General features: G+C 73.2%; 12 protein-coding genes. 5 read left to right on the top strand and 7 right to left on the bottom strand.

From position 1 onward, the window contains the following. Positions 1-2 precede the first annotated feature (2 nt). The 3 genes from HA073_RS01900 to HA073_RS01910 all read left to right on the top strand — a co-directional run bounded on the left by HA073_RS01900 (position 3) and on the right by HA073_RS01910 (position 1,982). Positions 3-533: a carboxymuconolactone decarboxylase family protein gene (locus HA073_RS01900; RefSeq protein WP_064447001.1), complete on the top strand. Its 531-nt coding sequence runs from the start codon at positions 3-5 to the stop codon at positions 531-533. Between the two features lie 193 nt (positions 534-726). Further along, positions 727-1,191: a PRC-barrel domain containing protein gene (locus HA073_RS01905; protein ID WP_166455559.1), complete on the top strand. Its 465-nt coding sequence runs from the start codon at positions 727-729 to the stop codon at positions 1,189-1,191. Between the two features lie 50 nt (positions 1,192-1,241). Further along, positions 1,242-1,982: a tyrosine-protein phosphatase gene (locus HA073_RS01910; protein ID WP_069087634.1), complete on the top strand. Its 741-nt coding sequence runs from the start codon at positions 1,242-1,244 to the stop codon at positions 1,980-1,982. 52 nt (positions 1,983-2,034) lie between these two features. Here the strand turns inward: HA073_RS01910 and HA073_RS01915 are convergent, their stop codons facing one another. Both HA073_RS01915 and HA073_RS01920 read right to left on the bottom strand, forming a co-directional pair. Beyond that, positions 2,035-3,129, bottom strand: a complete 1,095-nt coding sequence (locus HA073_RS01915; RefSeq protein ID WP_043325988.1) for a branched-chain amino acid aminotransferase — start codon at positions 3,127-3,129, stop codon at positions 2,035-2,037. Between the two features lie 194 nt (positions 3,130-3,323). Next, positions 3,324-4,355, bottom strand: a complete 1,032-nt coding sequence (locus tag HA073_RS01920; RefSeq protein WP_030500874.1) for a 3-isopropylmalate dehydrogenase — start codon at positions 4,353-4,355, stop codon at positions 3,324-3,326. 219 nt (positions 4,356-4,574) lie between these two features. On the opposite strand from HA073_RS01920, the gene HA073_RS01925 reads away from it, so the two are divergent. Together HA073_RS01925 and HA073_RS01930 are read left to right on the top strand one after the other, a co-directional pair. Further along, positions 4,575-5,447, top strand: coding sequence for an FAD:protein FMN transferase (locus HA073_RS01925; protein ID WP_166455560.1), 873 nt, complete (start codon positions 4,575-4,577; stop codon positions 5,445-5,447). Positions 5,448-5,743: 296 nt separating this feature from the next. Next, positions 5,744-6,097, top strand: a complete 354-nt coding sequence (locus HA073_RS01930) for a hypothetical protein (protein WP_030500876.1) — start codon at positions 5,744-5,746, stop codon at positions 6,095-6,097. A 61-nt stretch (positions 6,098-6,158) separates the two neighbouring features. Here HA073_RS01930 and serA read toward each other — a convergent pair whose 3' ends face one another. From serA to HA073_RS01955, 5 genes are all read right to left on the bottom strand, one after another. Further along, positions 6,159-7,757, bottom strand: coding sequence for a phosphoglycerate dehydrogenase (serA, locus tag HA073_RS01935; RefSeq protein WP_043325995.1), 1,599 nt, complete (start codon positions 7,755-7,757; stop codon positions 6,159-6,161). 315 nt (positions 7,758-8,072) lie between these two features. Beyond that, positions 8,073-9,086 (bottom strand): ketol-acid reductoisomerase, encoded by a 1,014-nt coding sequence (ilvC, locus tag HA073_RS01940; RefSeq protein WP_043325996.1) that lies wholly within the window; start codon positions 9,084-9,086, stop codon positions 8,073-8,075. A 59-nt stretch (positions 9,087-9,145) separates the two neighbouring features. Then, positions 9,146-9,661: an acetolactate synthase small subunit gene (ilvN, locus tag HA073_RS01945; protein ID WP_018786257.1), complete on the bottom strand. Its 516-nt coding sequence runs from the start codon at positions 9,659-9,661 to the stop codon at positions 9,146-9,148. Next, positions 9,662-11,557 (bottom strand): acetolactate synthase large subunit, encoded by a 1,896-nt coding sequence (locus HA073_RS01950; protein WP_166455561.1) that lies wholly within the window; start codon positions 11,555-11,557, stop codon positions 9,662-9,664. It abuts the gene before it with no gap. A gap of 180 nt (positions 11,558-11,737) precedes the next feature. Then, positions 11,738-14,185 carry a bifunctional diguanylate cyclase/phosphodiesterase gene (locus HA073_RS01955; protein ID WP_166455562.1) on the bottom strand — a complete coding sequence of 816 codons (2,448 nt, stop codon included), beginning with the start codon at positions 14,183-14,185 and terminating at the stop codon, positions 11,738-11,740. Positions 14,186-14,286 lie beyond the last annotated feature (101 nt).

Below are 14,286 nucleotides of genomic sequence, written 5' to 3' on the forward strand. Positions count from 1 at the left end.
CCATGGGCCTGGACGCGATCAAGGCGGGCCTGCCCGAGTACGCCAAGGACATCCGGCTCAACCTCGGCTCCACCATCACCACCTCGACGCTGAAGCCGGAGCAGGCGTGGGGCACCGCCCTGGCCTGCGCGGTCGCCGCTCGCAACCCGGTGGTGCTGCGGGAGATCGCCGCCGAGGCGGCCGGTCACCTCACGCCCGAGGCGGTCTCGGCGGCCAAGGGCGCGGCTGCGGTCATGGCGATGAACAACGTCTACTACCGGGCCAAGCACCTGATCGGCGACGAGCAGTACGCGTCGCTGCCGGCCCGGCTGCGGATGCAGATCATCGCCCGCCCCGGCGTGGAGAAGACCGACTTCGAGCTGTGGTGCCTCGCCGTCTCGGCGATCACCGGCTGCGGCGTCTGCCTGGAGTCGCACGAGAAGACGCTGCGCGCCGCCGGGTTCAGCCGGGAGCAGGTGCACGAGGGGCTGCGGATCGCCGCCGTCGTACACGCCGCCGCGGTGACCCTGGACGCGGAGGCCGCGCTGGCCTGATCCACCGGCCCGGACGCGCCCGACCGGCGCCGCGCGGGCCGACCTCCCGAGGGGCCGGCGTCACCACCGTGGCGCCGGCCCCTCGGCGTCGGCGGGCCGGCCGCCGGCGGGTTGGTGCCCGGACAGGGTGGGTAACCCTCCCGACTGATGACGGCGCCGCGACGGCCGCGGCCCTGGGGACGGGAGGCGGCACATGGACGGACTGGACCCGCGCGCCACGCACGGCGGCACCGAGCCGATCCTCGACGACGGCCGGGGCACCGTCGCCGGGGGCGCCCCGGCGGGCGCCTTCGACCCGTGGCGCTACCGCGACGAGGCGGGCGTGGCGAGCGCCGACCTGACCGGCTACAAGGTCGAGGCCACCGACGGCGCCATCGGCAAGATCGACCGGGCGAGCCACGAGGTGGACGACAGCTACCTGGTCGTGGACACCGGGCCGTGGATCTTCGGCAAGAAGGTGATGCTCCCGGCCGGGACCGTGAACCACGTCGACCACGACGCCCGCACCGTGCACGTCGACCGGGAGAAGGACCAGATCAAGGCCGCCCCGGAGTACGACGAGTCCAGCCACGCCGACCCGGGCTACCGGGACCGGCTCGGCGGCTACTACGGCGAGAGCCACTCGGCGCTGCCGCCGGACATGCCGCCGCGCATCTGACACCGCGGCGACGGCCGGCGGGGACGTGGGGACGCCCCGCCGGCCGTACCGTGTCGGATGTGGACGCCCCGCAGAGCCCCTTCCCCACCCTGTTCAACTTCCGCGACGTCGGCGGATACGCCGCTCAGGACGGGCGCACCGTGCGCCGCGGCCGGCTCTACCGTTCCGACTCGCTGCACCGCATCGACGAGACCGACCGGGCGGCGTTCACCGCGCTCGGCATCCGTACCGTGATCGACCTGCGCCGCCCCACCGAGGTGGAACGCGACGGGCGGGTGCCCGCCTACGACGGGCTCGCCTACCGGCACATCCACCCCGAGCACGCCGACTGGGGCGCGAACCGGTTCGACGCCTCCGGCGTCAGCCTGGCCCGCTACCTGGCCGACCGGTACGCCGACCTGGCGCGTACCGGGACCGCCGGGCTCGCCGAGGCGGTCGGGCTGATCGCGGACAGCGCCAACGCGCCGGTGGTGGTGCACTGCGTCGCCGGGAAGGACCGCACCGGCATCGTCTGCGCGCTCACGCTGTCCGTGCTCGGGGTGCCCGACGAGGACGTGGTCGCCGACTACGCGCTCAGCACCGCGGCGTCGCAGCGTTTCACCGAGTGGGTCCGCGCCACGCTGCCGGACGCGGAGGAACCGCCGCCGCCGTTCCTGGAGTCACCGGCCGAGACGATGGAGCTGTTCCTGGCCGAGCTGCGCGCCGGCCACGGCTCGGTCGAGGGTTACCTGACCCACGCGGGCGTCACCGAGACGCAGCTGGAGTCGCTGCGCACGCACCTGCTGGACTGACGCCGCGCGGTGAGCAGGGAGCGGACTCGCTGCTCACCGCGCGGTCGGGCGGTCAGATGACCCGGGTGACCCAGCCGTGCGGGTCCTCGGCGCGACCGCGCTGGATGTCCACCAGCTTCTGGCGCAGGGCCATGGTGACCTGGCCGGGCTCGCCGCCGCCGATGAGGAACTCGCCCTCCGGGAAGCGCACGCCGCCGATCGGGGTGACGACAGCGGCCGTGCCGCAGGCGAACACCTCGCGCAGCCGCCCGCTCGCCGCGTCGGCCTGCCAGTCGGCGAAGCTGACCGGCGCCTCCCGCACCTCGTGCCCGGCCTCGGCGGCCAGGGTGAGGATCGCGTCGCGGGTGATGCCGGGCAGGATCGTGCCGCCCAGCGGCGGAGTGACGATGCTGCCGTCGTCGTAGACGAAGAAGACGTTCATGCCGCCCAGCTCGTCCACGTAGCGCCGCTCGACCGCGTCCAGGAAGACCACCTGGTCGCAGCCCGCCTCGATCGCCTCGGCCTGCGCCGCGAGCGACGCGGCGTAGTTGCCGCCGCACTTCGCCGCGCCGGTGCCGCCGGGCGCGGCCCGGGTGTAGTCCGGCGAGACCCAGACCGTCACCGGCTTCACCCCGCCGGAGAAGTACGCCCCGGCCGGCGAGGCGATGACGCAGTACAGGTATTCGTTGGCCGGGCGCACGCCGAGGAAGACCTCGCTGGCGAACATGAACGGACGCAGGTAGAGGCTGGCGTCCTCGTGCTCCGGGATCCACGCCTGGTCGATCTCGACCAGGCGGCGCAGCGACTCCACGAACGTCGCCTCCGGCAGCTCCGGCATGGCGAGCCGGCGGGCGGACGCGCTGAACCGGGCCGCGTTGGCCTCCGGGCGGAACATCGTCACCGCGTCGCCGGTGCGGTACGCCTTCAGCCCTTCGAAGATCTCCTGCGCGTAGTGCAGGACCGCCGCGGCCGGGTCCATCGGGATCGGCGCGCGCGCCTCCAGGCGGGCGTCGTACCAGCCCTTGCCCTCGGCGTAGCGGATGGTGACCATGTGGTCGGTGAAGACCCGGCCGAAACCGGGGTTCGCCAGCAGGGCGGCCCGGTCGGCGGCGGATACCGGCGCGGGATTCGGACGGATCTCGAAATCGAGCTTGTCACCACCGCTCATCGCGCTGACCTCCCTGCGGGTTCACGGCATGCGGGATCGCACGCCGACGTCACTGGTGCCAGAAACTTACCCCGAACGGTCGTTCAGCGGATAGGTCCGCCCCTCGGACGGCTGCGCCGCACCGGACCGCCGAATCGGGCCCGGAGACGGGTCTGGCGGCCCGTTACCGGGCCGCCAGGTGAGGATCGGCCCGGTCAGGATACGGCGTACCCGGCGAGCCGGTCGCCGACCTCCTCGGTGCGCAGCGGCGCGCCGGGCGTACGCGCGGCCAGCTCGGCGCCGACCGCGGCGGTGACCCGGGCGGCGGCGTCGGCGTGGCCGAGCTGGTCCAGCAGCAGCGCGGCGGAGAGCACGGCGGCGACCGGGTCGGCGACGCCCTTGCCGGCGATGTCCGGCGCGGAGCCGTGCACCGGCTCGAACATCGACGGGTAGCGCCCCTCCGGGTTGATGCAGCCGCTGGCCGCCAGCCCGATGCCACCGGTCACCGCGGCGGCGATGTCGGTGAGGATGTCGCCGAAGAGGTTGTCGGTGACCACCACGTCGTACCGGGACGGGTTGGTCACCAGGAACATCGCGGCGGCGTCGATGTGCTGGTACTCGGTGGTGACGTCGGGGTGCTCGGCGGCCACCGCGGCGAAGGCGCGCGACCAGAGCGAACCGGCGTGGGTGAGCACGTTGGTCTTGTGCACGAGCGTGACCTTGCGCCGTTCGCGACGGCGGGCGCGGGCGAAGGCGTCGCGGATGACCCGCTCGACGCCGTGCCGGGTGTTCAGGCTCTCCTCGGTGGCCACCTCGGCCGGGGTGTCCCGGTGCAGCGCGCCTCCGGCGCCCGCGTACAGCCCCTCGGTGCCCTCGCGGACCACCACGAGGTCGACCTCGCCGGGCTTGACCGCGGCGAGCGGGCCGCCGACGCCGGGCCAGAGCCGGGACGGGCGCAGGTTGACGTACTGGTCGAAGGCGAACCGGAGCTTGAGCAGCAGGCCGCGCTCCAGCACGCCCGGCGGCACGGTCGGGTCGCCGACCGCGCCGAGCAGGATCGCGTCGTGACCGGCCAGCTCGTCGAGGACGGAGTCGGGCAGCGCCTCGCCGGTGCGGTGCCAGCGCGCCGCGCCCAGGTCGTACTCGGTGGCCTCGATGCCGGGCAGCACCGCGTCGAGGACCTTGCGGGCCTGCGCGACCACCTCGGGTCCGATGCCGTCGCCGGCCACCACCGCGATGCGTGCCACCTGATGCTCCTCGTCTCGACGTTCCCGGCAACGGTACGTCGGTGTCCCGTCCCCCGGTACGAATCTTCCACCATTCGGGAACGCGAGTCACAGGATCCTCCCAGCTGACACCCATGGCGCGGTCATCTCCACTGCTTAAGGTCGGGTTTCATCGGGTCGACGCAGGCCCGGAACCGGCCACCGCCGCGACACGGCGGCGACCACCGAGGGGCAGGTGTCATGCGGATCGAGCACCGGCGGACCCACTGGGCGGACGAGCAACCACGTACCCGCTGGGTCGACCAGTCCGAGTTCCGCCCGGTCCGTCCGGACCTGCACCTGGGCGCCAGCAGCCACCGCGTCGAGCGGCCCGGCGCCGGCGCGTCCGGCCGGATCACCGTCCGGCACACGGTGGCCACCTCGACCGCCGACTACACACTGCTGCTCAACGCGCCCGAGTGGCTGGGCCACCGGGTGGTGGGCGAGGCGCTGCGGGACGCCGTCGCCGAACTGCGCGCCATCGACCTCACCTACGGACCGAACCGGCCGGACAGCCTCGTCTCCCGGCTGCGCCGCGACGAGATCAGCCCCGACTCGTACCCCCCGCTGGCCGACCTGATCGACCTCTGCGCGTCGATGCGGGCGGCGACCGACGGCTGGTTCGACGCCTGGGCGGTGCCCGGCGGCTTCGACCCGGGCGGCCTGCTCGGCGGCTGGGCCGTGGAGCGGGCCGCGGCGCGGTTGCGCGCCGCCGGCATCCACGACTACGCCGTGCTCGGCGGCGCCGACCTGACGGTACGCGGGCGCGCGGCGCACGGCGGGCCGTGGCGCGTGGCCGTGCACCACCCCACCGACACCCGGCGCACGCCGCTCGTGCTGGAGATGACGACCGGCGCGGTGGGCACCTCCGGTGTCACCGGGCGGCGGGGGCACGTGATCGACCCGCACACCGGCGAGCCGACCGACCGCCTGGCGGCCGCCACCGTGATCGGCCCGGACCTCGCCGTCGCCGACGCCTACGCCACCGCCCTGTACGCCGCCGGACCGGCCGGACTGGCCTGGTTCCGCCAGGACTCGGACTACCGCCCGCTGTTCGCGCAGCACCGGCGCTGAGCCGCGATCGGCCCCCGCGGTCTCGGCAACGACCGTGGGGGCCGGTCAGCGACGAGTGCGCGTGGCTCGCGCAATCGAGGGGTGCGGGCCGACGGGGCGGACGCCCGACCGCGCCACCCGAAGACGGGCCGGGGAATCGACTCAGCCGGAAACCGCAACGGTACGCTAGCGAATCGACGCAACTCGACGCAAGAGTCTCCACAGCGGACGCCGGGGAATCGGTGTCGGCAATCAGCCGGTGAACGCACGGTGGGGCAGAGGTGACGGGCCGGGCCCGGGATGGCACGCTGTCCGCCGTGAGTTTCGATCTGAGCGTGTGGGCCCTGCCGAACGGGGCGACACCGGAGCAGGTGCGGGCGGCGGTGCAGCAGTGCCGCGAGGGCTGGCACGGCAAGCAGCAACCCGACCCGAGGCTGGTCGCCTTCTACCGGGCGATCACGGCGAGCTACCCCGACGGTCCGACCCGGCCGGGTACGCCCTGGGAGGCGCCGCTGCACACGGCCGCCGACCACATCGAGATGAACCTGAACCCGACCTGCCCGGACCAGGTCCTGCTGGACATCGAACGGCTGGCCGGCGAACACGACCTGATGCTCTTCGACGCGCAGGACGGCTCGGTCTACCCGCCACCGGCCCGCGTGCGTTCCTGACCGGCCGGAACGACGAAGGGCCCGGCCGCATCCGGCCGGGCCCCGATGTGTCCTGTCCGGACTACACGTCGCGCAGGTCGGCCGCGCTGGCCGCCACCGCGCCGATCGAGTCGGCGGCGGAGGTGAGCAGGTCGGCGCCGAGCGCCTGGTCGACGGTGAGCGTCATCAGCGTCTCGCCACCGGCCTCACGGCGGGCCACCTGCATGGCGGCGATGTTGACGCCGGCCTCGCCGAGCAGCGTGCCGACGGTGCCGACCACGCCGGGCCGGTCGGCGTAGCGCAGGAAGACCAGGATGCCCTCCGCGCCGATCTCGACGTCGAAGCCGTCCACCTCGGTCAGCTTGAACACGTCCCGGGCGCCGGTGTGCACCACGGTGCCGGACACCCGGACGGTACGGCCGTCCGGCAGCGCGCCGCGCACGGTCACCAGGTTCGGGTGGTCGACCGTCTCGCCCGGCGTGGCCAGCGTGACCTCGACACCCCGCTCGGCCGCCAGGTGCGGCGCGTTGACGTAGGTGACCTGCTCCTCCACCACGGAGCTGAACAGGCCCTTGGTCGCGGCCAGCTTGAGCACCGACACGTCGTGGGCGGCGATCTCGCCGCGCACCTCGACCGTGACGCTGGCGGCCACCCCGCCGGCCAGGGCGGTGAACGCCCGGCCCAGCCGCTCGGCCAGCGGCAGCAGCGGGCGTACGTCCTCGGCGACCACGCCGCCGGCCTGCACGTTCACCGCGTCCGGCACGAACTCGCCCTGCAGCGCCAGCTTGACGCTCTTGGCCACGGCCAGACCGGCCTTGTCCTGCGCCTCGTTCGTGGAGGCGCCCAGGTGCGGGGTGGCCACCACGTTGTCGAAGGCGAACAGCGGCGAGGAGGTGCAGGGCTCCTTGGCGTACACGTCGACGCCGGCGCCGGCGACCCGGCCCTCCGCGATCGCGTCGGCGAGCGCCTGCTCGTCGACCAGCCCGCCCCGGGCCGCGTTGACGATCCGGACGCCCGGCTTGACGATCGCCAGCTCCTTCTCGCCGATCAGGCCCACCGTCTCCGGCGTCTTCGGCAGGTGGATCGAGATGAAGTCGCTCTCCCGCAGCAGCTCCTCCAGCCCGACCAGGCGGACGCCGAGCTGCGCGGCGCGGGCCGGCTGGATGTACGGGTCGTACGCGATCAGCCGGGTGCCGAACGCGGCGATGCGCTGGGCGAACAGCACGCCGATGCGGCCGAGGCCGACCACGCCCACGGTCTTGCCCTGGATCTCCACGCCGGTGTACTTGGACCGCTTCCACTCGCCGGCCTTGAGCGCGGCGCTGGCGCTGGCGGTGTTGCGGGCCACCGCGAGCAGCAGCGCGACGGCCTGCTCGGCGGCGGAGACGATGTTCGAGGTGGGCGCGTTCACCACCATGACGCCCCGGGCGGTGGCGGCGGGCACCTCGACGTTGTCCAGACCGACGCCGGCCCGGGCGACCACCTTGAGCCGCGGCGCGGCCGCGATCGCCTCGGCGTCGATCTGGGTGGCGCTGCGTACGATCACCGCGTCGGCCTCGGAGAGGGCGGAGAGCAGGGCCGGGCGATCGGTGCCGTCCACGTGCCGCACGTCGAAGTCGTGGGCGAGCACCTCGATGGCGGCGGGGGCGAGTTCTTCGGCGATCAGTACGACAGGATTCATCGGTCCTCGTAGACGCTCGGTAATGGTGCGGCCTGGGACGCCGGGGCGCCGCGCTGCGCCCTACGCCGATCCGTGCCATGGCCGTCGGGTGCGCCGGGGCACCACACCAAGGATGGTAGGTGGCTGCCCGCCCGGCGTGTCCCGGAGTGCGGGGTGAGGGCCCTCACAAAGGCCCGTCGCACGCCCGTCATCCCCCGTTAACGGGTGCGGTACGGGACGAGGCGCTACTCACCGTGTCTCAACACGTGAACGCACGGCGGCCCGCGGCCGGACGCCGGGGAGAGCGTCGGGCCACGGGCCGCACGAGGGAAGAACTCAGGCGGTCTCGGTGATCGGCCGGTCGACCCAGCTCATCATGCCGCGCAGCTTCTGCCCGGTCTCCTCGATCGGGTGCGCCGCGCCCTCGGCCTGCCACTTGGCGAAGTTCGGCCGGCCGGCCTCGTCCTCGGCCACCCACTCGCGGGCGAACTCGCCGGACTGGATCTCGCCGAGGATCTTGCGCATCTCCTCCTTGACCCGCGAGTCGATCACGCGCGGGCCACGGGACAGGTCGCCGTACTCGGCGGTGTCGGAGATGCTGTAGCGCATCCGGGCGATGCCGCCCTCGTACATCAGGTCGACGATCAGCTTCAGCTCGTGCAGGCACTCGAAGTAGGCCACCTCGGGCGCGTAGCCGGCCTCGGTGAGCACCTCGAAACCGGTCTGCACCAGCGCCGCCGCGCCGCCGCAGAGCACCGCCTGCTCGCCGAACAGGTCGGTCTCGGTCTCCTCGGTGAACGTGGTCCGGATCGCGCCGGCGCGGGTGCCGCCGATCGCCTTGGCGTACGCCAGGGCGAGGCCGAACGCGTTGCCGCTGGCGTCCTGCTCGACGGCGACCAGGCAGGGCACGCCCTTGCCGTCGACGTACTGGCGGCGGACCAGGTGACCGGGGCCCTTCGGGGCGACCATCGCCACGTCCACGTCGGCCGGGGGCTTGATCAGGCCGTACCGGATGTTGAAGCCGTGCCCGAAGAACAGCGCCTTGCCCGCGGTCAGGTTCGGCGCGATGGCCTCGGCGTAGATGTGCCGCTGGGCCGTGTCCGGCGCCAGGATCATGATCACGTCGGCCTCGGCGGCCGCCTCGGCGGGCGTGAGCACCCGCAGGCCCTGCTCCTCGGCCTTCGGCCGGCTCTTCGACCCGGCGGGCAGGCCGATCACCACGTCGACGCCCGAGTCGCGCAGCGACAGCGCGTGCGCGTGGCCCTGGCTGCCGTACCCGATCACGGCGACCTTGCGGCCCTGGATCAGGCCCAGGTCGGCGTCGTCGTCGTAGAACACCTCAACGCTCATTGACTTCCCTTTCGTACGGCGGAGCCCGTCGGCCCGTCGAAAAAACTTGTGGGTACGGATCAGGCGGCGCGCAGGGCCGGGCCGGCGGTGATGGCCCGGGAACCCCGCCCGATGGCCACCGTGCCGGACTGGACCATCTCCTTGATGCCGAACGGCTCCAGGTCACGCAGCAGCGCGTCGAGCTTGTCCGGCGTGCCGGTGGCCTCGATCGTCAGCGTGTCCGGCGCGACGTCGACCACCCGGGCACGGAACAGGCCGACCGTCTCCAGCACCTGGGCGCGGGCCGTGCGGTCCGCGCGGACCTTGACCAGCAGCAGCTCCCGCGCCACCGACACCTGCGGGTCCAGCTCCACGATCTTGAGTACGTTGACCAGCTTGTTGAGCTGCTTGGTCACCTGCTCCAGCGGCGAGGACTCGGCGTTGACCACGATGGTGATGCGGGAGACGTCCGGGTTCTCGGTCTCGCCGACGGCGAGGCTGTCGATGTTGAACCCGCGCCGGGAGAACAGCCCGGAGACCCGGGCCAGGACGCCCGGCTTGTTCTCCACCAGCACGGAGAGCGTGTGCATCGTCATTTAGAGTTCGTCCTCGTCGAAAGCAGGGCGCACGCCCCGCGCGAACATGATCTCGTCGTTGCTGGTGCCGGCGGCGACCATCGGCCAGACCATCGCGTCCTTGCCGACCACGAAGTCGATGACCACCGGCGCGTCGTTGATCGCCATGGCCGCCTCGATGGTCTTGTCCACGTCGGCGGCGTTCTCGCAGCGCAGCCCGACGCAGCCGAGCGCCTCGGCGAGCTTGACGAAGTCCGGGATGCGGTGCTTGTGCGTGCCCAGCTCGGTGTTGGAGTAGCGCTCCCCGTAGAACAGGGTCTGCCACTGCCGCACCATGCCCAGGTTGCCGTTGTTGATCACGGCGACCTTGACCGGGATGCCCTCCAGCGCGCAGGTGGCCAGCTCCTGGTTGGTCATCTGGAAGCAGCCGTCGCCGTCGACTGCCCACACGGTGGTGTCCGGCTTGCCGACCTTGGCCCCCATCGCGGCCGGAACGGCGTAGCCCATGGTGCCCAGGCCACCGGAGTTGAGCCAGGTGTGCGGCTTCTCGTACGAGATGAACTGGCTGGCCCACATCTGGTGCTGGCCGACGCCCGCCACGTAGATCGCGTCCGGGCCGGCGATCTCGCCCAGCCGCTTGATCACGTACTGCGGGGAGAGCGTGCCGTCGGCCGGCTCCTCGAAACCGAGCGGGTACCGCTCGCGCAGGTCGTCGAGCTGCGCCCACCAGTCGGTCAGGTCCACCGACGGGTGCGCGGCCTGCTCGGCGGTGACCGCCGCGATCAGCTCGTCGATGACGTGCCGCGCGTCGCCCACGATCGGGACGTCGGCGTGCCGGTTCTTGCCGATCTCGGCCGGGTCGATGTCGGCGTGGACCACAGTCGCATCCGGCGCGAACGAGTCGAGCTTGCCGGTCACCCGGTCGTCGAAGCGGGCGCCCAGCGCCACGATCAGGTCGGCCTTCTGCAGGCCGTAGACCGCGGCCACGGTGCCGTGCATGCCCGGCATGCCCAGGTGCTGGCGGTGCGAGTCGGGGAACGCGCCGAGCGCCATCAGCGTGGTGACCACCGGGATGCCGGTCTGCTCGGCCAGCTTGCGCAGCCCCTCGGTGGCGCCGGCCTTGAGCACGCCGCCGCCGACGTAGAGCACCGGACGGCGGGCATTGGTCATCAGCCGGGCCGCCTCGCGGATCTGCTTGCCGTGCGGGTGCAGCGTGGGTCGGTAGCCGGGCAGGTCGAGCGCGGGCGGCCAGGAGAAGGTCGCCGGCGCCTGGAGCACGTCCTTCGGGATGTCGACCAGCACCGGGCCGGGCCGGCCGGTCGCGGCCAGGTGGAACGCCTCGGCCAGCACCCGCGGGATCTCGTCGGCCGTCTGCACCAGGAAGTTGTGCTTGGTGATCGGCAGCGTGATGCCCTGGATGTCCGCCTCCTGGAAGGCGTCCGTGCCGATCGACGGCCGGGCCACCTGGCCGGTGATCGCCACCATCGGCACCGAGTCCATGTAGGCGTCGGCGATCGGCGTCACCAGGTTCGTCGCGCCCGGGCCGGAGGTGGCGATGCAGACGCCCACCCGGCCGGTGGCCTGCGCGTAACCGGTGGCCGCGTGCCCGGCGCCCTGCTCGTGCCGGACCAGGATGTGGCGGACCGTGGAGTCGTAGAGCGGGTCGTACGCGGGCAGGATCGCACCGCCCGGAATGCCGAAGACCACGTCGACGCCGAGCGCCTCCAGCGACCGCACGAGCGAACCGGCGCCCGAGACCTGCGCGGTGGCGGGCTCCCGTACGGGCGTCTCGGTGGTGGCGGCCGCCGGGGCGGCACGGCCGGGGCGGGCGGCGGAGTCGGAGTCACCGGCCGCGCCGGTGCCGGAACGGGCACGGCGGGCGGAGTGGGCGAGGGTCTCGGGCGTGGGTCTCGTCATGGCGGTTCAAGCCTTCGGAAGTGAGTGGGTGACGCGCTTCTCAGGATGGGACGCGGAGGTCCCGCGATGGGTCCGACGGCAACAAAAAAGCCCACGTGCAGGATGCACGGGGCCAGCGCACTCTCGGTGGGAGAGTGCGCTCAGGTAAGTACTCGCGGCGACCGGTTCGACGACATGCGGCTAAGCCTGACGCATCTCACGCGATGAGTCAACTGATCCCACATTTTGGTTCACGGACGTGGGCGTTTCGGCACCCGGCATGCCCTCCACCCCCGGTGTCACCTGCGAAGATCCCTCCATCGGAGGACGCTGGGCGGGCACCGTGGCGGGCGGGTTGTTGCGCAGCCGGGGCAGCAACGGAGACGGGCTGTGCGCCGGCGGGGCCGGTGGTGTCTGCGGCATCGCGGTGTGCCGGTTCCCGGGCGCGGTCGCCGCCTCCAGCATCGCCTCCAGGTGCTCGGCCGGCACGCCCCAGCCGAACAGCGCCCCCTGACCGAACCGGCAGCCGGCGGCCACCACCGCGGCAAGCTCGGTCGGATTGGTCACGCCCTCGGCGATCACCTCCAGGCCGAGCTGATGCCCCAGGCGCATGACGATGTCGACCATCGGCGCAAACGCCGGACCGTCCCGCCCGACCGGCCGGACCGGCTCGTGCTCGGCGACCAGACTGTGGTCGATCTTGAGAATGTCGATCGGCAGCCGCCGGAGCTGGCCGAGCGACGAGTAGCCGGCGCCGAAGTCGTCCAGCGCGATCCGGACGCCGGTCAGCCGCAGCGCGGTGAGCCGCCGGATCAGCTCGTCCAGGTCGGTGGCGACCGCGTGCTCGGTCACCTCCAGCACCAGCCGCTGCGGCGGCACGTGGTGCGCGCGCAGCGCCTCGGCGACCTGGACCACGTACTCCGGCGCGTGCAGCTCGCGCGGTGAGACGTTCACCGACACCCACACGTCGTGCCCGTCGGCGAGCCAGCGGGAGAGCTGGTAGCAGGCCTGGTGCAGCACCCACGCGCCGAGCTTGGCGATCATCCCGCACTCCTCGGCGAGCGGGATGAACTCGTCCGGCCGGACGTTGCCCAGCTCCGGGTGCCGCCAGCGCAGCAGCGCCTCGGCGCCGACCGGACGCACCGACGGCAGCGAGGCCACCGGCTGGAAGACCAGCCGCAGCTCGTCGCGCTCGATCGCGCCGCGCAGCTCGTGCTCCAGCCGGGTACGCCGGCTCAGCAACTGGTCGTACGTGGCGTCGTAGCGCTCGATCCGGTTCTTGCCCCGCTGCTTGGCGTAGCGCAGCGCCAGGTCGGCGTTGCGCAGCAGCAGCTCCACGTCCGCGTCGCCGTGCCCGGCCGCCACGCCGATGCTCACCGACAGGAAGACCGGACCGTCCCCCTGCTCGTACGGGCGGCCGAGCACCCCGAGCAGCCGGTCGGCCACCGGGCCGGGATCGGCCGACCCGTGCATCAGCACCGCGAACTCGTCGCCGCCGAGCCGGGCCGCCAGGTCACCCGGCCGCAGGTTGCCCCGCAGCCGCCGCCCCACCTCGATCAGCACCGCGTCGCCGACGTCGTGGCCCCGCATGTCGTTGACGTTCTTGAACCCGTCCAGGTCGAGCCCGAGCAGGACGCAGGGCACGCCCGACTCGGCGCAGCGGTGCAGGGCCCGCAGCAGCCCGCGCCGGTTCGCCAGCCCGGTGAGCGGGTCGGTGTGCGCCAGCTCACGGAAGTGCGCCTCCCGCTCGGCCAGCCGGCCCGCGTAGCCGCGTACGTCGTTGAGCGCCAGGTACTGCCGGGTGACCAGGGCGAAGCCCTCGACCGTGCCGGCCACGATGGCGTACCCGTCGAACCCGCCACCCTGCACCAGGTGGTACATCGCGGAGGCGGCGATGGCGAACATCGGCACGAAGGCGTACTCGCCGTCGCGGCGGATGAGATCGACGTCGAGCTGCGTCAGGTCGGCCCGGCGTCCGGCCACGGCGGTGGCGAGCAGGCCGGCGGCGGTCAGCGCGGCGCCGGTCAGCGCCAGGCCGGGACCGGCCTGGCAGAGCCCGGCCGAGACGCCCAGACCGCCCGCGGTGACCGCTATCGCGCCGACGCCGAGCAGGGTCAGCCACCCGCGTGGCGGCGCGACCCGCAGCACCAGGATCACGGTCAGCCCGGTGGTCAGCGCCGCGATGATCGAGGCCAGCACGATCGGCAGGCAGGCGACCGGGGTGGCGTCACCGAGCAGCCGGGTCGGCTCGCTGAACGCCACCCAGCCGACGAACCAGAGCGCGCTGCCCATGATCAGGCCGTCCAGCAGCAGCCGGGCGGTGGCGGCGCGGGTCGCGGCGGCGCCGGGCAGCCGGAGCACGGCGGCGCCGAGGCCGAGCCCGGCGAGCGTGGTGCCCACCGCGACCACTGCCGCCCAGCCGGTCCGCTGGCCCTGCCGGTGCGCCCAGTGGTCCCCGGCCGCGAGCAGACCGCCGAGACCGACCAGCAGGCTGAGCAGGGCCGCCCCGGCGGCGACGGCCAGCAGCAGGTGGGCCTGCCGCCGAGGGCCGGTGCGACGCCGCGCGGACGCGGCGAGCAGCACCGTGGCGGCGGCCGCGGCGATCCCGCTCAGCGCCGCGACGGTGACCATCCCCGGGGACGACTGCACGCGTCAACTGTGCCGGATGAGCGCCCCCCGTGGGGCACCGGGTGTGCAACTGTTGGGACACAGGGTGCGCGGCGGGGGCGCGCCGCCGGGATGGTGTCAGA

The organism is Micromonospora sp. CMU55-4 (assembly GCF_011602315.1).
Taxonomy (GTDB): domain Bacteria; phylum Actinomycetota; class Actinomycetes; order Mycobacteriales; family Micromonosporaceae; genus Micromonospora; species Micromonospora chalcea.